Below are 23,372 nucleotides of genomic sequence, written 5' to 3' on the forward strand. Positions count from 1 at the left end.
CCTATAAATGTGATCTTTTTTACATTTATAATCCATCCCCTTTTTTATTTGTATCACTATGATAACAATGACAATTAATTGTATGGTCGTTTACCATCCCCACAGCTTGCATAAATGCATAACAGGTTATATTACCAATATATTTAAACCCATGATGCTTTAGAAATTGACTCATCGCCAATGATGCTGTTGTTGCAATAGGAACATCATCGCTTGATGACCAATGATTAATAACAGGCTCATTATTAACAAACTGCCATAATGGGATCGCTAAATTACCGTATTGCATTTGCAATACTTTTGCAGATCGAGCATTAGTAAACACCGAGCGTAATTTACCACGGTGTCTAACCACCTCATAATTATCAATAATTTCAGTTATACGCAATTCAATATCGTGATCACTATAGGCTGCCAGCTTATCAATATTATAGTCTTCAAAAGCAATTCTATAGTCAGCACGCTTTTTTAAAATTGTATACCAATTAAGCCCTGCTTGAGCGCCTTCCAACGTTAAGAATTCAAACAAATAATTATCATCTTTGTGTGGTTGTCCCCACTCATTATCATGATATTGGCGCTCTAAATTTGAGTGATTAGCCCAATCACAAACACTATTGATAGTCATAAAATCAACCTTAACCTGCAATCCTATAAATTAAAACAATAACTATTATAAAATAACCTTATTCATCCAATAAGGTTATTTTAGAGTATATTAGTTTAACTTTAAGATATTTTAATGCGAGTTATATTCAAACAGCATTATTACTTAAAAAAACTAATCAATATCACATTATTTATATCAACTATAAATATATGGTTTTAGTTTTTTTACTTTACTGCATACTCATCTATGTCTATAGCATAGACAATTCAGTAAGGGATTAAAGATGAAGAGTATTGCGGAATTTATCGCACAAATAGAAAGTAACAATAGCAATTATAATATTTGGGTGTATGCACAACAGGGATGCTATAAACAATTAAAAAATACAAATAAAAGCAATCGTTTTTCATACTTAAAAAGAATGATTGAATCTCACATGCAAATAATTATTGAACTTGATAATAATAAATTAAAACAGTTTTTATTATTGTCAGAAATAAATGTTGCCACACATATTGTATTTAAAAATTCTAAAGTAACGGCTATTACGGCATAACACTATTTAAAATAAAATTTTTGGCTCGTTTAGCTAAAACTAAAAACAGATCATCGGATCTGTTTTTTTTGCACAATAGCACAACCGTTATATCTTATAACAAAAAGTAATTATAGAGACCATATATGCATCATATTGAGCATAGTATCTGGCCAATATTATAAAACAACAATAAATTTATAAATAAGAGACGCGCGTCAAAAAATTATTGAGTATTAGATAATTTATATAACATCTTTTCCGTTCCAGATTCACATGCCGAATAGCCTTGTTGCCATCCGCTCTTAAACCGTGTTGAAATATTGATTAACGTACTATCTTGGTTGTAGGTATGTCCGGCAACATTAACCTTAGCTAGTGCGGATTCACAGCCTTGGTTATAGCCATAATGGTAGAGGCTATTATACTCAACCTTATTGACGTACTGATCGGGTAAAAAACGAATATCGCCATCACTGGTATGGGTACAGCCCGCAATTAACAATATTGCACTACCGATAAATATAATCCCTTTTGGCATGCTATCTCCTTTCACCATGCTTTATTTAACTTCTTTTTAGTCTAGCAATAAATATCGTTCTGTCTTTAAAAAAACTGTATATCTTGAATTCACAGCAAAAAAAAACCGCCAACATAACTGTCGACGGTTTTTACTCAATCATTAACGATTAAGGATCTTGTGACTCAGGTTTTGGTAAGTAGTGCTCAGGTTTCAAACCTAAGAATTCAGGAAGTAACGTACCTACTGAAATTGATGACCACGTACCGGTTAACACACCAATAAACATTGCAATAGAGAATCCTTGCAATGATGCGCCACCTAATAACCATAAAGAGCTGATTGTCATTAACGTTGTACCCGATGTCACCATCGTACGTGAGAACGTTGCAATAATCGCTTCGTTGTTAGTTGCTTCAAGGTTTTGTTTTGGTTTCGCAATCAGTAACTCACGAATACGGTCGGCAATAACAATCGAGTCATTCAATGAATAACCTAAGATAGCCAAAATAGCCGCCAATACAGTTAAGTTAAACTCCATTTGCGTCATTGCAAAGAAGCCCACAGCTAGAATCACATCGTGCATTAGTGCAAGTAATGCACCCGCAGCAAGACGCCATTCAAAGCGGTAGCTTAGGTAACCTAGAATACAAAGCATAGTAACAAGTAATGCTAAACCACCTTGAGATGCCATTTCAGCACCCACTTGTGGGCCAACAATACTGGTGTTTAGTACTTGTACTTGTGCATGTAGCGGATCTAGCACTTGTGTTATTGCTGGGTAAGTTTCGCCCTTTGCTGGTACAGCATAACGTAGGATCCAACGGCCAGGTTCATCAGCTGCAATCACGACTACGTCTTGCTTAAAGCCCGCATCCATCAGTGGTTCAATTTCACTACTGGTGATTTGGCTGTTCATCTGAACTTCACTAACAACACCACCAGTAAAATCAAGACCCCAGTTTAGACCTCGAATACAAATGAAACTGATCGAGATAACCATTAGCGCAATTGACACAATACCGGTCATATAACGCAATTTAGTTAAGTTTGTAATAATCCAATTTTTCATTGCGTTAAACCCTTACATCTCGACGAGAATCACGACCCCAAACCAAGTTAATAATGGCGCGGGAAGTAAATATACCAGTAAACATACTGGTTAGAAGACCTAGACCTAACGTCAATGCAAAGCCTTGAATTGGACCATTACCGATAGAGTACAGTACCACTGCGGTGATCATAGTTGTAAAGTTGGCATCGAAAATAGTACCAAATGCGCTACTAAATCCACGATCAATCGCTTGAGCAAAACTACGCCCATCTCGAACCATATCGCGAATACGTTCAAAAATAAGCACGTTGGTATCAACAGCCATACCAACGGTTAATACCAGACCAGCAATACCCGGCAAGGTTAATACCGCACCTGGAATCAATGCCAATAAACCAAATAGCATGATCATGTTAGTCAGCAATGCAATGTTCGCAACCCAACCTAGACGACGGTACCACAATGCCATAAATAGCAAAGTCACACCTAAACCTAGTGCTAAAGCAGCAAAACCATTCTTAATGTTTTCAGCACCCAATGTTGGACCAATGGTACGCTCTTCAACAATTGTTACTGGCGCAGTTAATGAACCTGCACGAAGTAATAATGCTAATTGTTGTGCATCAGCCAATGAACCAGCACCAGTAATACGGAAACGACTACCTAACTGAGTTTGAATTGTTGCAACACTGATGATTTTATTTGTTTGTTCAGTCTGACCTTTAGCATTACGCGTATATTCGCTGTAAGACGTTGCCATTGGTTGACCCACGTTATGACGTGAGAACTCAGACATCATGCTACCACCGGCACTATCTAACGTAATATTAACTTCAGGTGTACCCATTTCACCCATGCTTGCTCGCGCATCGATAATATGATCACCGGTTAATACTGGCTTACGGCTTACACGTACCGGACGGCCTTCTTTGTCGTCAATGATCATGGTACTACCTGTACCTTCTTGCTTAACCGCATAGAAAGCAAGGCTTGCAGTCGCACCAATTACATTCTTCGCAGCAGCTGGATCTTGTACACCAGGAAGCTCGATACGAATACGGTTTTCACCTTGACGCTGTACAGATGCTTCGGTAATACCTAACTGTTCAATACGACCACGCATCGTTTGCAAGTTCTGCTGTACCGTTAAGTTACGCAGATTAGTTTGCTCATCTTCACGCATAGACAAGACTAAGTTATCGCCTTGGCCATCTTTCGCTTGCCACTGTGGATATTGAGTACGAACGTATTGACGTATTTTGTTATTCGCATCTTCACTTGGCAGACGCACAATAACTTGATTATTATTCGTCATTTCTGAACGTGCTGCACGAATATCTTGCTTACGGAAATCAGTACGAAGATCGTCAGTTAGCTGCTGTGCATGCTGCTTATAAACTTCCTTCATATCAACATCAAGTAAGAACTGAACACCACCACGTAAGTCAAGACCGAGCTTGATCGGCTCAAAACCTAACCCTAATAGCCATTTTGGTGCTGCAGGTTCTAGTGCTAACGTTAAACGGCCTTCATTATGAACAATGCTGTTTAATGCTTCTTTGGTGTTGGTTTGTTCTTTGGTTGAATCAACCACCACAATTGTGCGAGTTGGCTGCTGTTCAATAGTCTTGGCTTCTATGCCATGGTCTTTTAGAACACGTTGAATCTCAAAAGGTGTTGGCATTGCGCCGCCTTTCGCACTAATTTGTACTGCCGCATTTTCGCCATACCAGGTTGGAATAGCACTAAGCAACATAATCGAGACCGTCACAATTAGCACAACATATTTCCATGCTGAGTAATGATTCAGAATCTGTTTATTATTCTTTTTTCTCATTATTTTAAGCCATATATCTAGCAACAAGTTCAGCTTGTTGCGACCGATAACACATCAATAATTATTATTCGTTTTTATCTTTAAAAGACAAAACAACGCGTTGTTATCATATTCACAGCCGATAACAATTAGCCTTAATAATAGCTATTGATAGATTTAATACATAAATTAATAGAACGTTTTATGTGTTGGTGAAAGCGACACCACTAAGTAAAGCACACCATGCCATAAATGACATAAATGCTAGTAATGTCTTATGCAGTAACGAACGAATGTCCGTAATGTGAATAGAGTTGATTTGATTCTTTCCAGCCGGATATACGTGATGATGTGGATTTTATAGTTAAGATCCAATCAGTTTGTGGGCTAAGAGGCTCTGCATACCCAATGGTAAACAGCGGTATCGGCAATAATGGTAATTCAAACGCCAATTCAAATGTTGGCGCTATTTCATCAGCATTATGATGGAAACTATTGAGTGATCGAGTTGAAGTATTAATAATATTTTTTAAATCAATTACTTCTAAACGATGGTGTTTACCACTGTGTTGTGGCGATTTGATATTAGTTGGCGATGGAAAATTCCACACTAACTTAGTGCTATAAACAGAAACCGGTAAGCCATTATTACTAACATAGCGATCTGTTGGGTGTTTTTGGGTTGGCGCTGGCTCACTCTGATGCTGCTGTAACGAATCACAATGGCGTGGCATAATCGTTGCGTTAACGATTGGCGCTTCAATAACATCACTATATACAGGATGGGTCTGTGCAATGTGGTCAATGTTCACCTGTGACGATGCCGAAGCAAATGAACTTGCTCCTAAACATATCACTATAAACATAATCCGCAATACAGCTGACAGCATGGTGCTTATCTAAACCCATCCTAAAATAAAAGTGAGTGTTATGATAATTGGCAACACAATTTGTTACAAGCGATTAATTTCGAATAATTAATCCTATTGACAAACCTCACTCATTTGCACAAAACACACACAAAGGATGTCCATTTACGTAATAATGTTGTCTGTTATGATGTTACAAATTGATCACAATAATAATCAAGGAAGTATTAGCTATGACTGCAAACGTTGCTTTTTTAGGTCTGGGAACAATGGGTTACTCGATGGCAGGACACCTTGCTAAAGCCGGCTATCATGTAACGGTTTATAACCGCACCCAAGCTAAAGCAGACGCTTGGGTACAAGAATATCAGGGCACGATTGCGCTTACTCCTTGTGACGCAGTAAAAGATGCTGACATTGTATTTACCTGTGTTGGCAATGATGATGACGTTCGTGAAATTTATAAAGGTCAACACGGTATTCTTGTAACAGCGAAACCTGGGGCTATTTTGGTTGACCATACCACTGCCTCTGCCGATGTTGCGCGAGAAATTGCCGATGCTGCGCATACTATCGGTTGCGACTTTTTAGATGCGCCGGTATCAGGCGGTGAAGCTGGCGCAATTAATGGCTGTTTAACTGTCATGGTTGGCGGTAATCCGGCCGTGTTTAACAAAGCCAAACCCGCGATTGCAAAATATGCCAAAGCAACCACACTAATGGGTGAAACAGGCTATGGCCAAATAACTAAAATGGCGAATCAACTTTGTATTGCAGGTGTATTACAAGGGTTATCTGAAGCAGTTACCCTTGCCAAAGCGGCAGGACTTGATATTCATACTATGACTGAAGTACTAAAACATGGTGCTGCAGGTTCATGGCAATTAGAAAATCGTGCTCAAACAATGGCTACAGATTCATTTGATTTTGGTTTTGCTATTGATTGGATGCGTAAGGATCTTGCTATCTGTTTTGATGCGGCTGAAAAACTTAATGTTGAATTACCATTGGCAAAACAAGTTGATAGCGAATATGAAAAGCTGCAACAACGGGGCTTTAATCGTGCTGATACCTCAGTATTAATTAAACAATTTGATAAATAATCATTGCTAAAAAGCTGCCATAAAAAGCACTGCATAAATAGCAACAAAGCCGCAGTAAAGAGCTTACTGCGGCTTCATTTTTTATCGTGTTATTATTTAATCAGCGCTTATAAAGTGACAAAAATACCCGCTAACGTAGCACTCATTAAGTTAGCTAATGTCGCACCAATAACCGCTTTAAGGCCCAATCGAGCCACATCACTACGACGCTCTGGTGCCATCACACCAATTGAACCAATTTGGATCGCGATGGAACCAATATTGGCAAAGCCACATAGCGCAAACGTGATAATCACTTGAGTATGTACTGACAATGTCTGCTTAACTGATGCAAAATCCATAAAAGCGACAAATTCATTGAGGATCAGTTTTTCACCAATAAAGGTACCAGCCGTCATCATTTCATTGGCAGGCACACCAACAACAAACGCTAATGGTGAAAAAATATAGCCCAAAATAAGTTGCATGCTCAGTGGTGTCGTCACAAACCATTGTGACACTGAATCCATGCCAACCGCAGCTGTTAAACTTGCGAGTCCATGACCGACTTCTGCAAGTCCTGCATTAGCCATTGCAATCACACTCACAAACGCAATTAACATCGTACCGATAGCAACCGAGACTTTCATACCATTCATTGCGCCAGCAGCTAAAGCATCAATCGCATTGCTGTGCTCACTGGTTGCCATTTCAATCTCAACTTGCTCTTCTGGCGTTTCTTGCTCAGGTACTAAAATTTTAGCCATTAGCAAGCCACCAGGCGCTGCCATAAAACTCGCGGCAATCAAAAACTTTAGCTCAACCCCTAATCCTGCATAACCACCAAGCACAGAGCCCGCAACAGATGCCATACCACATGTCATTACTACAAAAAGTTCTGAACGAGTCATTTTAGCTAAGAAAGGACGAATAAGTAGCGGAGATTCACCTTGTGACAGAAAGATATTTCCGGTTGCCACTAATGACTCTGCTCGACTAGTACCTAGTAGCTTTTGAATACCACCACCGAGAACTTTAATTATCCACTGCATAATACCGAAATAGTACAACAACGAAATTAACGCACTGATAAAAATCACCAACGGTAGCACGCGAATAGCAAACACAAAGCCGCTTTTTTCAATATTGGCTAAGTCACCAAAAACAAAATTAATGCCGACATCGGCGAAACTTAATAAACCTGCAACACCATCGCTCATTGCGCCAAGCATTTTCTGCCCAAGCGGAATATACAATACTAAAGCGGCGAAACTGGCTTGTAACACTAATGCACCAATGACTGTACGCCAATTGATCGCTTTACGGTTATCTGATAGTAAAATCGCGCATAAAACCAGTATTGCTATACCGGCCAAACTAATTAACAACTGCATTATTTCGTCCTGCTGTATTCATAAATGGGTGTCGAATAATGAAGGTATTGAATGTATTGCGGCATCGGAAAAACATTTGCTGAAGGTTCAACAAAAGATGGGGATTACGTGAATATACGTAAACAACGAAAAGAGTGTTCGTCCAATGGTACAACATACAAGTCACCTAAATTAACAAGCTATAATTAATGCCGGTCCAACTCCGTGGGTCGTTCACATATCCTAGTGACAGCTTGTAATAAGGTGGCTGAACGTAATTGTTCTGGCCGAGGCGAGAGTATATAGAGATATTGATCACATTAAAAATTTAGCATAGTGTTTTTTTACATTTATACATAAATAGCATAAATAACACGCAAAATAGTGCGCCTCGTTGATATTTAGTCAAATTACATGTACAAAAAAGCCTAGTTATCTTTATAAATAACTAGGCATCAAGGACTAACATACCACCAGCAAATAGTGCCATTTTATCAGCATATCACTGATCGTTATTTTGTTAGGGCGCTATTTAACCACTCATCAAAGGCAGTTTTTGGCATAGCCCCATTTAGCATATCGACCATTTTACCACCTTTAAATACCATGATGGTTGGAATACTACGAATACGGTATTGACCTGCGAGTGCTTGTTGCGCTTCGGTATCAATTTTAACGAAACGAGCAGCGCCATTACGCTCAGTTGCAACATCAGAAAATACTGGCGCAAAACCTACACATGGGCTACACCACGGAGCCCAAAAATCTACAACAACAGGCTTATCGCCATTAATTAAACTAGCGAAGTTATCAGCAGTACCTTCAATTGGCATGCCATCAAGTAATTTCTCTTTACAAGTACCACATGTTGCTTCGTCATTAATACGATCAAGAGGTAAACGGTTCAATGCTTTACAATGTGGGCAACGAGTTGTCATGGTTGTCATAATGAATATCCAGATCTTATTTTAAATTAATTACCAATAACTTATCCCGTTAACTCTAAAAACGAAAGCAGTTTTAACTGATTAATCTGATAGGAAAAATCTATCAGCATTCCTGCACAAACACGCTCATATGATCACTGCCAATCAATAAAGCGGATCAAAAAAGCCCCCTTTCTTGATCCAATAAAATAATTCCACTATTCGATGCTTATTACGTTAATGGCTAGTAAGTGCTGCTGTATTCACTTTCTGACAAGACCAACCAAACCCTGTTAGCTTGGTCGCAAACTGTTGCGCTTGGGCTTCGCAATAACCGATCTCATGCTTAGCATGCCATAAAATTTGACTGCCCGTTGACTTAGTATATTTGACCTCACAGGGAACTTTACTATTAGGTTGGCTATATATAACCTCGACAGTACGTTCGCTATGCCCTTTTTTACATACATATTGATCTTGAGCGTATGCCTGAAAAGAGAAAACAGTAACCATTAATAATAATAAAACTTTCATAATAACCTCTGAATAATCACTATCGAATTAAGTGTAGGTGGCTTTTAAACAAGCCACACAACTGCTTGCATCATCAACCCTAACATTTGTATGATGTATACACGATTAACATAATAATAGAATATTCCAATGACCAACCCTATCTCTGTACCAATTAAACGCATCCGTCGTATGCGCCGTAGCGCTAATATGCGTGATCTTGTGCGTGAACATGAATTTAAATTGGCTGATCTTATTCATCCGCTCTTCATTGAAGAAAACTTAACTGAAGCGGTGCCTATTAGCACCATGCCTGGCATTTCACGTATTCCTGAAACTATGCTGGCCGATGAAATACATACACTTTATAAATTGGGTGTACGTTATGTAATGCCATTTGGTATTTCGCATACTAAAGATGAAATCGGTAGTGACACATGGAACGATAACGGTTTATTGGCTCGTATGGTGAAAACCATTAAAGTTGCTTGTCCTGACATGATGGTGATCCCCGATATTTGCTTTTGCGAATACACGACTCATGGTCATTGCGGTGTCTACCATGATGAGCATGTCTTAAATGATGAAACACTTGAGTTATTAGTTAAACAAAGTGTCACAGCAGCAAAAGCTGGCGCAGATATGTTAGCGCCGTCAGCAATGATGGACGGTCAAGTTAAAGCTATTCGTGAAGGATTAGATGCCGCAGGTTTTGAACATGTGGCAATTCTTGCTCACGCGGTAAAATTTGCCTCTGCTTTTTATGGTCCTTTCCGTACCGCAGTTGATTGTGAATTAAGCGGCGATAGAAAAGCCTACCAAATGGATTGCGCTAACGGTCGTCAAGCCTTAGTCGAAGCCTTACTTGATGAGGAAGAAGGTGCAGATATTCTGATGGTGAAACCAGGCACACCATACCTTGATGTGGTTGCCAATCTTCGCCGTAAGACCAACCTACCATTAGCAGTTTATCAAGTCGGTGGCGAATACGCGGGGATCAAGTTTGCAGCATTGGCGGGCGCATTAGATGAAAAGCGTGTGGTCTATGAAACATTAACTGGCTTTAAACGTGCAGGTGCTGATCTTATTGTGAGCTACTACACCAAGCAAGTGGCAGAATGGTTAGCACAAGATAAAGCATAGTTATCGCTATATTATCGTCTCGTCTTTAAGCATCATTGTTGCTATAACAATGATGCTTAAAGTGGAATGCTGATAAATCACGGCAGGGTTGGTATACAATCATTTGCTCTCATCCTTAAAGATCACAATTCTATTCAAGCGAACTTAATCAATATTATCCGCAACTGCAACCCACTGTTGCTGGGTTATTTTATATAAACAATGACGCTCTAATCGATGCCCTTGCTCCAATTTAGGATGATTAAAATCTTGGTGCGTATTTTTCATTCCCACTTTAATCATTACCTGTTGCGAAGGTATATTCTGTAACGCAGTAAATGCAAATACAGACGGAGCACTAAGGACTTCAAAAGCAAACTGTAATGCTTTTTTTGCTGCTTCAGTTGCATAACCAGCTCCCCAATATTCAGCAGCTAATCGCCAGCCTATTTCAAAAAAAGGCGCATCAGGAATACCACTCGATGCATCTTGATTATGTAAGCCAACAAAACCAATAAATTGCCCGGTTGATTTAAGCTCTACCGCCCAAAAACCCCAACCTCGTTCTGCAATAAGACTTTCGATTCTAGCTGCTTGTTGATCACTTTCAGTAGTGGACAATGTTGCAGGAAAATAGCGCATCACTTGAGGATCAGCATTCAATGTCGCATAAGCACTGTAATCTTCCGATTTCCATTGCCGAAGAATAAGTCGTTGCGTTTCCATATTCATGTTTACTCCTTAATTGCAGCTAAATTCAACTATTGGCAACTAGCGAGGGTGGCAGTCGTACAGTGTTAGTCGATTCCCTAATCAAAAAAATACCATATAAAACCACACCATAATAATGTTCAGTTATATACTATAGATCTTAAATAGTAAGAGTAATTTATATGTCTAATATCGTGCAGTTGTCTGCGTTTAATAACAACAAGAAAACTACTCCAGCTTCACAAGCGCCATCTCCTAAAGCATTAAGAGAACAAGCAGTATTGCAACAACAAAATCAGTGTTACTTTTGCGGCTTACGTAAAGACACCAAAGAACTCAACTGGCTCAATCAGATTGGTTTTAAGCAAAAAACACATGTTGTCTGCAACAGTTGTTGTACTGATGCTAAATCACGTTCAATGGATGAACTACGCATAATACTGGCACTAAAGGCGATGGATTTTAGAACCGTAAAGCTCAAGCAATATCTTGAGTTAAGAGAAAAAGGTGTTCAGATAGACGGTGTACGTGACTATAAGTTTCACTTTGAAACGATTAAGTAATCATAGGCTGATTCTTTTCAGCCCATCACACACTTACAGTTTATCGGCAAAATAAGCCATGATTTCAGCGGTGGTCATTTCTTGCGTTTGATTAGTAAAGCAATAATAACTAGGACGGGCATCGCTAAAATATTGCATATTCATTGTTAGCCCTTTCACATAAGGGAACAAGCCAACAGGCATATTATATTCACCACTTGCTTTCACTTTATAAAACAAATGCGTACCACATTCAGAACAAAACCCACGTGATGCCCAAGAAGATGATGGATATATTTTGATGTTCTCTTCACCTTCAAAGGTTACGTCAGTGCCACATTGCACAGCAAAAAATGGCGCACCACCCCACGTTCGGCATGATTGGCAATGACATACAGTAAACTTAGGGTTGATCTCTGCAGCAACAATCTTCACCGCACCACACAAACAACTCGCTTTTGAATCAGCCATGACATAACACCCTAATGAGTAAATAATAATTCTGATACATCATCATAGATCAACACCAACCACTGTATATAAACACAGCTAAATTTTGTGATACCAGCCGCGATAATACGTGAAAGAATGATCATAAGGCTAACTATACGCTATGGCTTTTCACCACTAAGTTTTAATGACACTCGCCAAAACTTAGGAATAATATAATTAAAAATAGTAACGTCGCACCAAGTAAGACCACGATTAATCGATAAAAATAGCGATTTTATTCTAGATTTTTCACTCAATATACTTCGAATCGGAGTCATCAACCCTTGATCTATTATTGGTGATAAAAAGCCTTCGGTAATGATCTTTGGTGTCTTAAAACCCTGTAATAATTGTTCTGCATCTTGTTGATTAAAATCATGCACATCAATATTGGCATGATCCCAACGCATCTGCTGCTTACGCTGATTAAAAAAGTAACGCCGTAGATTATTAATCCATACTAATGGAGCTTTAATAATATCTATCAATTGTCCACCATGTGTTGTTGGCTCACCAATAATAATAAACTCACCACCGGGTTTTAAAATACGTAACACTTCCTGCATAAAGGTTTTCGGATTCGGAAGATGATGCAGAAAAGCACAACCGACGACTAAATCAATACTGTTATCATCAAAAGGTAATCTGGTCATGTCTGAGGTGATGGTCTTAATGGTTGTTTTCATTTTGCGGGCATTTTGATGCGCCACATCTAAACTACGCTCACTGATATCAACCCCTATCACCTGTCTATACCAATTAGTCGCCGCAAGCTTGACAGCTAAATTACCCGTTCCTGAAGCCACATCAACAACGGTTCCACCTTTAGGAAGTGTATGCCCTAATACCGACTCTAGCTCTTTGATCGTCTGTTGCTGTGATTCATAGTCATACCTTGCTCCCATACGAGAGTCATAATTATATGCCTCCTCTTGATCGTGAAAGTGTTTGTTTAACTTATGAATGTAATCTGCATCAATGTTTTGTCGCATAATCAACGCCCTCAAATAAAACAAAGACTATTAACGTCTAAATTTAAGTACACAAATAGTAAATAAAACAAGCAAATCAACGCATTGCATAAACCTATACTGATAATGATAATTTTATTACTATAGTTTGAAAGTGCGATTTAGATTGTAAGAACAGACTTATAAATAATAAATGTGCAGAATTAGAAGAGGAAAATAGCTCACAACAATAGATTTAGAAGCAAAAATATAGTCAAAAATAACCGTATTTTTGCTTCTATAATTGTTATTTCAAAGGGGGAATAGCAACAATAAAGTGTTTACAACCCAATAATTACTCAGCAGTTTGATCATTTACCGCATAGCAAGACCAGCCAAAGCCAGCCAATTTTTTAGTAAATTGCTGTGCTTTCGTTTCGCAGTAACCCACTTTATGCTTAGCACTCCACAAAATTTCACTGTGATTATTTTTGGTGTATTTAACTTCACACAAAGTATTGCTGTTTGGCGCATGATAAATCACTTCAACATCACGCTCAGCATGATCTTTAGTACACACATATTTTGCTTGGGCATATGTTTGAAAAGAAAGAACAGCGAGAACTACAAGTAGAATGTGTTTCATGGTAAATCCAGAATAGAAAATTTGACGCTAATCTTACTCTTTTTCTCTACTCCTAACACTCAGCTTTGTGTCAAATTTACCCCTAAATTCTTCATTGGCACCAAAGCTATTTGTTCTAAAAATAACAATGAGTTAAAGCATACAACTAACGCTATTAAAGTCGTTAGGATTGTCACTCACTGTAACGAATGATAATAAAAGAGGATAGAAAACAACTGCAAAATGAAAATACTATAAAGTTGTTGTTTTAAAAAAGAACGAGGTGTTAACCAAGTCGAATAATTTACATTTAATTAAGAAAAAAATAATACCAATTTGGAATTTAAAGTGTAATAAAATATTAATCATTATGACCGTGAGTAAATATATTTATTCAGAATACTAGTTAATTGTTTTTTTATTTATTTAATTGTTTTTTTAAGATCTATTAAAGAATATCCAGCCCTTTAATTCATGCTACTGAGGGATTTTTATTTAAAAAACTCTTATTATTAATAACCACAATTACTTTGTTAGAATTACTGCAAGACCTTTACTTCTAATAATTATGATAAATTACTTAAACTATTCACCTGTTTTATTTTCAGCACTTTATTTTTCGTGCTATGCCAATATTTCATTAGCATCTGAAATTGATGATTTAATGTCGATGGACTTAGATGACCTCACAACACAAAGTGTAACAGTGACAACGGCTGCTAAAAAAGAGCAACCATTAAACGATGTACCTGCTGCGGTATATGTGATCACCAATGAACAAATTAAACGCAGTGGTGTTCGCTCTATTGCTGAGGCATTGGCACTAGCCCCTGGCGTACAGGTCACTAAGATCAGTGAGTTTAACTGGCAAGTATCACTGCGAGGTTTAAACGAAACCCTGTTTAACAAACTCTTGGTGATGGTCGATGGACGCAGTGTATTTAGCCCTTTAATGTCAGGTACCTTTTGGCACACGATTGACACCATTTTAGAAGATATTGATCGCATTGAAATTCTACGTGGTTCAGCAGGAACAATGTGGGGAGGCAATGCCACTAATGGTGTTATTAATATCATCACCAAAAATAGTAATGAAACACTCGGTCAGTTTTTTGAAGTCGGCATGGGTGAATATAACTATAAAGAAGCCAGTTATCGTAACGGTTTTCAAATTAACGATCTAACGACAGCAAGATTATCAGTAAAGGGCGTTCAATCGGATTATTATTCATTCAATAACGATGAGTGGAATAATTATAATATCGACTTTCGTACAGATTATATCGAAGACGATCGCTTTTTAACTTGGCAAGTTGGTGGCTATCACACCAAATCTCAACATTCTGACTGGTATCGTTACTACGTTTTAGAACAGCCTATTTACCCTAATTATCCAATGAGTGCTGTGATTGGTTATCAAACACAATTAGAAGATTTCTCTCGCGGTTTTTATAGTAACTTAAACTTTGGAAAAACGGTTGCTGATACTCACTATGAAGCAACATTATGGGTTGATAGCAATTCAAGAACAGAACCAACTGCAAACGGTGAATACGATACCTTTAATGCTGATGCGTTAATAATAAAGCAAGTCAATGCATATAATGAACTGACATTAGGTTTAGGTACACGCTTTACTAAAATAAAAGTACCACAATCAAAAGAAGACTTTTACGCTGATATGCATCCATACCAACGTATTAGTGAACAACAGACACAACGAGAACAAATTTATAATGCGTACTCGCAATTAGAAACACAACTCACAGATAAGTTAACCTCAAGTTTAGGTATTAAACTCGAACATTTTACTCGAAATAATACTACAGAATTACAGCCTCAAGCCCGATTGTTATATCGTGCTTCTGATAAGCATCAATTATGGACTGGAGTTGGTCGAGCAGTTGTTACACCTTCCGCTGTTGATTCTACTACGGATATGTATGCATTAGGCGCTGTGGTTGCACCATTCCCAAACTGCGATGTTTCAAATCCAAGCTGTTATACCCAATATCCAATGCTGGCGTTGACGACAGGAAATCCGGATATGGATAACGAATCCGTTATAACATGGGATGCGGGCTATCGTGGTAAAATTTCAGACGCATTTTCGATTGATACAACAATTTTCTTCAGTCAATATAAAAACTTACGCATGCTAGATAATGGACAGTGGCTGTGCCGTTATGGCGTCTGTTCTGATGGTTCAGTAGAACCGGGACAAATTGCTATTCATGAATTTAATTATGTCGATGCGTTAGATGCCCAGAGTTACGGTGCTGAGTTAGCCTTTTTCTGGCAACCAACCCATAAATTAAATTTTAATGCATCATATAGTTATATTGACACACAAGCTCAATGTAATTCTAAATATGCATCATGCAATAGCTATGAGAATGGTGGATATAAAGGATTGTATGATCATCAGCCGAAACATTACGCTTCGTTACAAATGATGTGGACGATTAACTCGCAATGGCAAATTGACGGCTGGCTAAAACATAAAGGTTCTGTGTCATCGCCGATTGATTTTTATAAAGCGTCTGAGATCACTACAATAGATATGCGTGTTGCGTGGCAATACAACCAAGCTTGGCCTCTTGTCGAGTTTGTTGTCGATGGTTTAGGTAGCTCAACGTATCAAGATTTACCGAATAAAGCGCCATTAGAGGAAACTGCGTTTTTACGTTTTTCATGGACCAAACTTTAATGAGACGGAATGCAAAGTCGCAATTGCAACCAGAGTAAATTAACACTGAAGCTTTTGGTAGGTCTTATTGATAAGCCCTACCATTTCTGCCGCCTGTACTTTATATATGCGGTAGTTACTTTGTCTATCTGTGCCCATACTATAGTAAATAAAGCCCATGCTAATAGCGTTGCTGACTATGAAATATCAGCCGTTTATATTTACCGCTTTTCTCAGTTTGTAACCTGGCCTCAACAGAATAAAAAGTTAACATTTTGCACCTTCGGTACGGATAATATCGCCTTAACGTTAAGTCGCTTACTCAAAGCCAAAAACAATAAGATTGTTACATTAACCAACATTAGCCAAATCGCTCAGTGCCAAATCGCTTATATTTCTCGCCAGAAAGAAGTAGGTTTAACTCAAATCCCGATTGAAAAAGGCGTGTTAACCATCGGCACGGATAACGCCTTTTTAGATAAAGGCGGCATGATTGAATTACGTTCCATCAATAATAAAGTACGTCCGGTTATTGCCTTACCAAGCGTAAAAAAATCAGAAATAACGATAAGTTCGAAACTATTGAAAATAGCGATATTAGCTTCAGTAAATGACACGCAACAGGGAGGGAAAAATCATGCGAAATAATTGGATGAACTCTCTTTCTCTTAATCAGCGCTTATATTTACCGTTGGTGTTCTTTATTGTTGTCCTTTTTATCGTTTTTCAAACGTTAAGCTCTTATAAATACATCGAGAGCGAAAAACAGAATTTAGTTAATCGGATCACGATTTTAAGTACAGGTATAGGTGCGAATTTAACCGCTGCGATTCAATTTGATGATGCGATTACAGGCCAAGAGATCTTATCTGCATTTTCTGCTGATCCTATGCTTGTTTCTGTTTCTGTATTAACTGCAGCTAACACTGTTTTCGCTGACTTTAACAATACTGATAAACTACATACTCAAGCTAATAATACAGAGCAATTAACGCTCAAAAAACAGGGATATGTTTTTAGCAAGCAGCATTTATATATGCTAGTGCCTATTTATATGGATGAAAAAGAACTCGCAAAGATGAGTATCGTCGTATCATTAGATGGGTTACATGCATTAAAATGGTCTCAGTTAGAAATTAGTCTCTACTTATTAGTGATTTTAGTTTTATTAAGTAGTTTTGTTATTCATCGCTTACGACATTGGATGATTAGCCCTATTCGTCAACTAAATGATGCGATGATTAATGTTATTCATTTTAATCAAACTGAGATGGTGCAGCAGCAAGCGAATTCAAAAGATGAAATTAGTGCATTGATTGATTATTTTAATACTATGATTAGTAAGCTAAATCAGCGTGAATCTAAAATAAAGCATACTATTTTTCAATTGGAATATGAGAAAGCGTTTGCCGATGATGTGATCAGTACTGTGCAACATGCGTTATTAGTAGTTGATCATGCGGGGCATATTATTTTAGCCAATGATAGCTGTTCAAAATTATTTCACGATTCTCCACCAGCGCTGCAATCAAAGCATATTTGTGACGTAATTAACCCGTCAGACCCTGAACTTTTTCAACAATCATTACAAAATGCGTTACTTGGTAATAAACAGTTTAGTAATGATCTGATTAAAGCAAAAAACGCAAACGGAACGGCAATATATCAAGTGGTGAGCCATCCGTTATCACATAAGCATCAAACGCTATTTGCACTTGAAGATGTCACAGAAAAGAGCCTTGCTGAACGACAGCAACATTTAGCAGCGAAGATATTTGAAAATAGCCGAGAAGCGATCTTATTACTTAATCGTCATGGTCATATAGAGATGGTCAATCAAACATTTTGTAATTTGATTGGGCAAAAACGCACTCAGATTATTGGTAAATATTATCGTTCAGTATTAACTGAAACTGACAATTTGCCGATGAAAAAAGAAATTTTAATGGCATTGGCGTTAGATCAGCAATGGCAAGGTGAATGTTCGTTTTATAATCGAAAAAGAAAAATTTCAACGCCATTACATTTAAAAATTAATAAAATTATTGATAGCGAAACCAATGATAGTCAAATTGTGGTGCTTGCTTCTGATATTAGCTCTGTAAAAGAAGCTCAGCGTTTAGCTTATATCGCTCAACATGATGCGTTAACACACTTACCTAATCGTGAGTTCCTACACCACTATTTAGTAGAAAAACTCGCATTACCACGTACTTATGTTATGGCTGTATTGTTTATTGATTTGGATGGTTTTAAATTTGTAAATGATTCTTATGGACACGAAATTGGTGATCATGTTTTGCAAATAGTTGCCAAGAAATTAATGAAGAGCGTACGCCAAAACGATATTGTGACACGCTTAGCTGGAGATGAATTTGTTGCGGTATTAAATCCAGTAAAAAACCGTGAGCCTGTTATTAATGTTGGCGAGCGCATTATCGCTAGCATTTCTCAGCCAATTAAGATTAAAGACCACACTATCCATGTGGGTGCCAGTATTGGTTTTTATTATATAGAACCGACAAATGTCACTGGTATTGATAGTGTGTTGCATTGTGCAGATATGGCGATGTATCAATCTAAGATGCAAGGCAAAGGGCGTATTACAGAATTTAACCAAATTGAAGAAATTGAATGTGGGTAATTATTGTTGAGAATAACAATAATCGGCACCGACAATAGCGTTAATGATTATATGTTTTTTAAGAGAAATTGATGGGTGTCCTATGTTTTCATGTTTATAAAGCAGACGAAATATAGGACAGCCATATCTTTATTGATGCCTTTGTTAACTGTGGCTTATGATCGGAAGCACCTCAGCACTTTCATTATCGAGCATACTTAATACGCTCTCATAACCATATTTAGGCTGCCAACCGAGTTCGTGTTGTGCCAGCGTTGAATCATAAACACGATCAAGTGAGTGAGGTAAACGCCAACCTCGATTCGCAAAGCTTTCAGCAAGGTCTGGAACAACCTCTCGTATAACACCATCAGCGTTTTGATACAGCCTTTCACAACATGTTTTGCTAAATGGTGTTTGTCCGGAAATAATATAACGTCTAAATCCCGATAAACGTTTTTCTACAGCACAAGCATGAGCACTGGCAACATCTCGAGCATCAATGCCACGAGTTAAACGATAAACAGCCATTAAGTTTACTGGCTCAGGGAAACAGCGAGACATTTGCAGAACAGTGACAGGTAAATTGAACACGTTTGAGATGTTTTCAAGTATCTGTTCAGCCTCAATCTTTGAGTTGTGGTAAATCGTTTTAGGACTTGGCGTTACTGTCTCATTAACCCAACCCGCGACTCCCTCTGGCGTTGATGCAAAACCATAAAGGGCTGTCGTGCTCGTGAACACAAAATGTTTAATGCCCTTTTTTACCCCCAGTAAGGCTAATTGCTCGGTTGCTTTTATATTAATTTCTTTAAATTCATTGTCAGATACCAGTCCTACATGAGGGGCATGCAGAGCCGCTGTATGAATAATAACCTCAACACCTTCTAAAGCTTTAGTCAATAAAGCTATATCACGGATATCCCCGACATAATCAGCGGTTGAACATGGCGTTCTATCTATTCCAACAACTTGATGTTTTTTCATTAGATTAATGTAGATTGCACGACCTACTCTACCCGCGGTGCCTGTAATTAAAATTTTCAACTTGACTGCCTATTTGAATACACAAAACCATTTTAAAGCTAATGAACATAGGACAGCCATATCTTTATTTTAAAAATTCAACCCGCGGTGAATTGATTCTCTATCTTTTGTTTTAAGATGTGACATAGACTCAGTCCAATATTCGTGATCGACTCAACGCGTGATCGAGCCTTAAATACACCAGTCAAACACGTTAAATTTTCAGGAAAAACATAAACTCAACAACTCGCGGCAAGTAGATTCCCTATCGCCCTCGCGGGCATTCACTGTAGGGAATGACGGTGGTTGTTTGGGGGGATTTAAATCAGAAAAAGGGACACCGCGATGGGCATCCCTATGATGAGTTCAGAGTGCGAGCTATAACGGTAAAGGTATGGCTCGCGTTAATCATGTAACGGCTGTTAGATTGCCTCTGATCATAATATACGTCTAACATTTGTTGCGTTGTAATGCGGTTAACAAATAACTGATACATGCATCTTGCCTCTAATGGCTAATGCCCTGATTCACTCCATACTTAATGCAATAAACCTAACTCTCTAGCTTCGGCAAGGGTTAACCCACTTGCTTGAATATCGCGTAGCATCTCAATGCGTCGTCTTGCAGCACCTTGCTGCTTCTTGCTATCTGCGATGTTGGTCGCCGAATCGTCTTTGTGTTCCCACTTAGATGAAACGGAAGAAATTTCTGAATAATCGATAGAGTTAATAGACACAATACCCTCCTAAAGAAACCTGTGTCGACATGTAGTACTTAGTATCAAAGGTTTTTCATTGAAAAAAGCACATAACAACAAGTTTGTGAGCAACGCCATGTTCGTAAGAAAATTACCAAAAAAGACTAGTCATCGATCTTTTTTTTGCGTAGTTTTAATCGTTCATGCCCTACAAATAAAGCATGCTTAAACGCAAATAATAATTACCTCAATGTCACCTTTTTGCCTCATGCATTTTGATGCTTTACTAGCTATCACTCATCATTTAGTTGTCATCTCGTGTTAATAAAATTAGAAGTAAAAAATATTACTGATATAACTAATTAGAACACTTCGTAGTTTCACTATTAACAACAGATTAGGTATCATTTTACAGTCTAAAATGTGAAACTTTACATTACAAAAATTTACCTATAGCTCGCTATCTAAAAAGCGTACCGTTATAAGATAGCTTTAATTAAGGTCTACTATTATGAATGCAATGTTATCTGAACGCGCTCAACCAGGTGCTTTATCAAATCCAAATACTTTTGCTGAATATCTCACTTTTGTTTTTAAAGCAGATGTTAGTGCTGAAGCGGTGAGTGATGCTTTCGCTAAAATTCAGATCATTGAAAAATCTATTGGTCAAAAGGACTCAACCGCAGACCTTAGCTTTACCGTTGCAGTATCTCGTCAAGGTTGGTCTACTGCATTCCCTGAAGTAGCAGTACCTGCTTTACTGGAAGATTTTAAAGCCATGGTTGATGGCGAACGTCAATTCCCAAGCACGGCTGGCGATGTTTTCATTATGATTAAATCTGAACGTATGGATTTAAACTATCAAGCAGCTAAATATTTAGCGTTAGCTTTTGCTGACGTTGCAACTTTGATTGAAGATATTCAAGGCTTTAAATACCTTGATAGCCGCGACATGATTGACTTTGTTGATGGCACTGAAAACCCGAAAAATGACGCTCGAATAAAAGCAGTATTGGTTGCTGATGATATTGAGATCCACCAAGGCGGTAGCTACTTAACCGTTCAACGTTACATTGACCGTCAAGGTTTATGGGACAAGCAATCAACTGAATATCAAGAGCAAGTAGTTGGTCGTACTAAACTTGATGACATTGAGCTTGATGATGATGTGAAACCTGTTTGGGCTCACAACAATAAGAGTAAAGTGATTGTTGACGACAAAGAAATCAAAATGCTGCGTCAAAACCGTCCGTACGGTAACGCGATGGAGCATGGCACCATGTTTATCGGTTTAACTGCCTCTCCTGTTACGATGAGCACATCACTACAACAGATGGTTTTTGCTGACAGCGACGGTCATTATGATCGTCTACTTGATTTTGTAGAAGCGAAAACAGGTACTAACTACTTTATCGTTTCACAAACACTGCTTGATACTTTTGCTGATTAATCTTATTTAGTTATCAATTACTTTGCAGCCCATTGATGGTTCACATCAATGGGCTGATTCAATTATAGCGCCGATAAAAACCACAATATTGACTAACCTAACCGACTAAGCAAATCTTTGTCACCACTAACTCATTGAATCTATTAAAGCTCATATTTTTTAACAGAATAATGGCTTGCTTCCTAACAATTTCTGTTGTCCCCTATAGACTTATTTATTATTAGCGTTTTTTGAATATCTATATCAAAAAGCATTTTCTCTGGGGGCAAGCATGTACAATACCCTTTTTACCCGTGTATCTCTCGCAGCAGTTATTGCTGTGCTTGCGGGTTGTAGTTCAACACCACCACCGGTACCAAAACCCGCACCTGATTACAGTTTTAAAACAGCGGCTAAAAAGTTTATTAACGCCGATACCGTTCGTAGCAATGGCGTCGTTGTTGATAAAGGCTTGTTTTATCCCAAAGAAACGTTTTCTTATAGTTACCGCTATTGCTCTAATAGTAGCCAACAAGCTCAGCAAGATATCGAACAGTTTAACCAATTAGCAGCCAAGACATGTAAGATCAACAAAGGCGCTATGGTGAATTTAGATACTGGCGCATGGTGTGTTCAACACCCTAATACCGATCAAGAAACACCTCTCTTTGCTGCACGTATTTCTTCTATTGATCTGTGGGCTGATATTTGTGCTAACGGTCCTTTTGTGACCATGCGCATTATTGAAAACCGCGACATTCCTCAAACAGCATGGGTTGATGGCGCAAAACTATTAGGTTATCAACCTTATTCGGTTCATCGCCGATTAATGAGCACCAAAGCTATTGAGCATCTTGATGATGTAACGCCAGCGCCAGCAGAAGAAGCATGGACAGAAGAGACAGCCTTCATTACTTCACATGTGGGTGAAACAGTGTGTATGTATAAAAAGTCAAAAGAAGATGCTTACGGTGTTACTTACAAAGGTACTATCGAAAGTGTCAAGGATGGGCGTGTACGCGTGCTGGCTACACGTAAAATAAAAGGTGATGTGCGCATCGCACCGGTTTCAACACCGCTACCATGGCATAAAAAAGCCTTTATTGAAGCTGATGCTAAATCTTGGTTTATTTGCCACTAGTCGTTTAGTTTTCAATAAACGGCTGCT

General features: G+C 38.2%; 23 protein-coding genes. 9 read left to right on the forward strand and 14 right to left on the reverse strand.

The features are described 5' to 3' along the window. Positions 1-25 precede the first annotated feature (25 nt). Positions 26-628 carry a DNA-3-methyladenine glycosylase I gene (locus PAND9192_RS08815; RefSeq protein WP_087853454.1) on the reverse strand — a complete coding sequence of 201 codons (603 nt, stop codon included), beginning with the start codon at positions 626-628 and terminating at the stop codon, positions 26-28. A 265-nt stretch (positions 629-893) separates the two neighbouring features. On the opposite strand from PAND9192_RS08815, the gene PAND9192_RS08820 reads away from it, so the two are divergent. Further along, positions 894-1,166, forward strand: a complete 273-nt coding sequence (locus PAND9192_RS08820; RefSeq protein ID WP_087853455.1) for a hypothetical protein — start codon at positions 894-896, stop codon at positions 1,164-1,166. A 205-nt stretch (positions 1,167-1,371) separates the two neighbouring features. Here the strand turns inward: PAND9192_RS08820 and PAND9192_RS08825 are convergent, their stop codons facing one another. From PAND9192_RS08825 to PAND9192_RS08840, 4 genes are all read right to left on the reverse strand, one after another. Further along, positions 1,372-1,686 (reverse strand): hypothetical protein, encoded by a 315-nt coding sequence (locus PAND9192_RS08825; RefSeq protein ID WP_087853456.1) that lies wholly within the window; start codon positions 1,684-1,686, stop codon positions 1,372-1,374. 148 nt (positions 1,687-1,834) lie between these two features. Beyond that, positions 1,835-2,737: a protein translocase subunit SecF gene (secF, locus tag PAND9192_RS08830; protein WP_087820456.1), complete on the reverse strand. Its 903-nt coding sequence runs from the start codon at positions 2,735-2,737 to the stop codon at positions 1,835-1,837. Between the two features lie 4 nt (positions 2,738-2,741). Next, positions 2,742-4,556, reverse strand: coding sequence for a protein translocase subunit SecD (secD, locus tag PAND9192_RS08835; RefSeq protein ID WP_087853457.1), 1,815 nt, complete (start codon positions 4,554-4,556; stop codon positions 2,742-2,744). 254 nt (positions 4,557-4,810) lie between these two features. Further along, positions 4,811-5,392: a hypothetical protein gene (locus tag PAND9192_RS08840; RefSeq protein ID WP_144018090.1), complete on the reverse strand. Its 582-nt coding sequence runs from the start codon at positions 5,390-5,392 to the stop codon at positions 4,811-4,813. A 245-nt stretch (positions 5,393-5,637) separates the two neighbouring features. Here PAND9192_RS08840 and PAND9192_RS08845 point away from each other — a divergent pair, with 245 nt between their 5' ends. Beyond that, the gene (locus PAND9192_RS08845) at positions 5,638-6,507 is read left to right on the forward strand and encodes an NAD(P)-dependent oxidoreductase (RefSeq protein WP_087853459.1); all 870 of its coding nucleotides are present in this window, start codon (positions 5,638-5,640) and stop codon (positions 6,505-6,507) included. 107 nt (positions 6,508-6,614) lie between these two features. On the opposite strand, the gene PAND9192_RS08850 is transcribed toward PAND9192_RS08845, so the two are convergent. The 3 genes from PAND9192_RS08850 to PAND9192_RS08860 form a co-directional block, all read right to left on the reverse strand. Continuing rightward, positions 6,615-7,880, reverse strand: coding sequence for a NupC/NupG family nucleoside CNT transporter (locus tag PAND9192_RS08850; RefSeq protein WP_087853460.1), 1,266 nt, complete (start codon positions 7,878-7,880; stop codon positions 6,615-6,617). A 491-nt stretch (positions 7,881-8,371) separates the two neighbouring features. Continuing rightward, a complete protein-coding gene (gene trxC / locus PAND9192_RS08855) occupies positions 8,372-8,806 on the reverse strand; it encodes a thioredoxin TrxC (protein ID WP_087853461.1) in 435 nt (144 codons plus the stop codon). A 216-nt stretch (positions 8,807-9,022) separates the two neighbouring features. Further along, on the reverse strand, positions 9,023-9,319 hold the full coding sequence (locus PAND9192_RS08860; RefSeq protein ID WP_060998372.1) for a hypothetical protein: 297 nt from the start codon (positions 9,317-9,319) through the stop codon (positions 9,023-9,025). A 129-nt stretch (positions 9,320-9,448) separates the two neighbouring features. Between PAND9192_RS08860 and hemB the strand changes: the two genes are divergently transcribed. Next, complete coding sequence (gene hemB, locus PAND9192_RS08865; protein WP_087853462.1) at positions 9,449-10,441, forward strand: porphobilinogen synthase; 993 nt, start codon at positions 9,449-9,451, stop codon at positions 10,439-10,441. 144 nt (positions 10,442-10,585) lie between these two features. On the opposite strand, the gene PAND9192_RS08870 is transcribed toward hemB, so the two are convergent. Then, complete coding sequence (locus PAND9192_RS08870) at positions 10,586-11,152, reverse strand: GNAT family N-acetyltransferase (RefSeq protein ID WP_087853463.1); 567 nt, start codon at positions 11,150-11,152, stop codon at positions 10,586-10,588. 161 nt (positions 11,153-11,313) lie between these two features. On the opposite strand from PAND9192_RS08870, the gene PAND9192_RS08875 reads away from it, so the two are divergent. Then, entirely contained in the window at positions 11,314-11,694 is a 381-nt protein-coding gene (locus tag PAND9192_RS08875) for a hypothetical protein (RefSeq protein WP_060999893.1), read from the forward strand. Between the two features lie 33 nt (positions 11,695-11,727). Here PAND9192_RS08875 and PAND9192_RS08880 read toward each other — a convergent pair whose 3' ends face one another. The 3 genes from PAND9192_RS08880 to PAND9192_RS08890 form a co-directional block, all read right to left on the reverse strand. Further along, the gene (locus PAND9192_RS08880) at positions 11,728-12,144 is read right to left on the reverse strand and encodes a GFA family protein (protein WP_087853464.1); all 417 of its coding nucleotides are present in this window, start codon (positions 12,142-12,144) and stop codon (positions 11,728-11,730) included. Positions 12,145-12,284: 140 nt separating this feature from the next. After that, entirely contained in the window at positions 12,285-13,157 is an 873-nt protein-coding gene (locus PAND9192_RS08885; protein ID WP_087853465.1) for a class I SAM-dependent methyltransferase, read from the reverse strand. 313 nt (positions 13,158-13,470) lie between these two features. Continuing rightward, a complete protein-coding gene (locus PAND9192_RS08890; protein ID WP_087853466.1) occupies positions 13,471-13,761 on the reverse strand; it encodes a hypothetical protein in 291 nt (96 codons plus the stop codon). Between the two features lie 547 nt (positions 13,762-14,308). On the opposite strand from PAND9192_RS08890, the gene PAND9192_RS08895 reads away from it, so the two are divergent. The 3 genes from PAND9192_RS08895 to PAND9192_RS08905 are packed head-to-tail and all read left to right on the forward strand — an operon-like array spanning position 14,309 to position 19,073. Beyond that, entirely contained in the window at positions 14,309-16,450 is a 2,142-nt protein-coding gene (locus tag PAND9192_RS08895) for a TonB-dependent receptor plug domain-containing protein (protein WP_087853467.1), read from the forward strand. A gap of 9 nt (positions 16,451-16,459) precedes the next feature. Then, positions 16,460-17,077, forward strand: coding sequence for a YfiR family protein (locus PAND9192_RS08900; RefSeq protein WP_087853468.1), 618 nt, complete (start codon positions 16,460-16,462; stop codon positions 17,075-17,077). Continuing rightward, positions 17,067-19,073, forward strand: coding sequence for a diguanylate cyclase domain-containing protein (locus PAND9192_RS08905; RefSeq protein ID WP_087853469.1), 2,007 nt, complete (start codon positions 17,067-17,069; stop codon positions 19,071-19,073). Before PAND9192_RS08900 ends, PAND9192_RS08905 begins: the two co-directional genes overlap by 11 nt. Before the next feature lie 144 nt (positions 19,074-19,217). Here PAND9192_RS08905 and PAND9192_RS08910 read toward each other — a convergent pair whose 3' ends face one another. Together PAND9192_RS08910 and PAND9192_RS08915 are read right to left on the reverse strand one after the other, a co-directional pair. Further along, entirely contained in the window at positions 19,218-20,099 is an 882-nt protein-coding gene (locus PAND9192_RS08910; RefSeq protein ID WP_087853470.1) for an NAD-dependent epimerase/dehydratase family protein, read from the reverse strand. A gap of 517 nt (positions 20,100-20,616) precedes the next feature. Continuing rightward, complete coding sequence (locus PAND9192_RS08915; RefSeq protein ID WP_036791113.1) at positions 20,617-20,814, reverse strand: hypothetical protein; 198 nt, start codon at positions 20,812-20,814, stop codon at positions 20,617-20,619. A gap of 472 nt (positions 20,815-21,286) precedes the next feature. On the opposite strand from PAND9192_RS08915, the gene PAND9192_RS08920 reads away from it, so the two are divergent. After that, positions 21,287-22,225, forward strand: a complete 939-nt coding sequence (locus PAND9192_RS08920; RefSeq protein WP_087853471.1) for a Dyp-type peroxidase — start codon at positions 21,287-21,289, stop codon at positions 22,223-22,225. Between the two features lie 271 nt (positions 22,226-22,496). Then, a complete protein-coding gene (locus PAND9192_RS08925; protein ID WP_087853472.1) occupies positions 22,497-23,345 on the forward strand; it encodes a hypothetical protein in 849 nt (282 codons plus the stop codon). Positions 23,346-23,372 lie beyond the last annotated feature (27 nt).

The organism is Photobacterium andalusiense, assembly GCF_900185625.1.
GTDB classification, from domain to species: domain Bacteria; phylum Pseudomonadota; class Gammaproteobacteria; order Enterobacterales; family Vibrionaceae; genus Photobacterium; species Photobacterium aquimaris.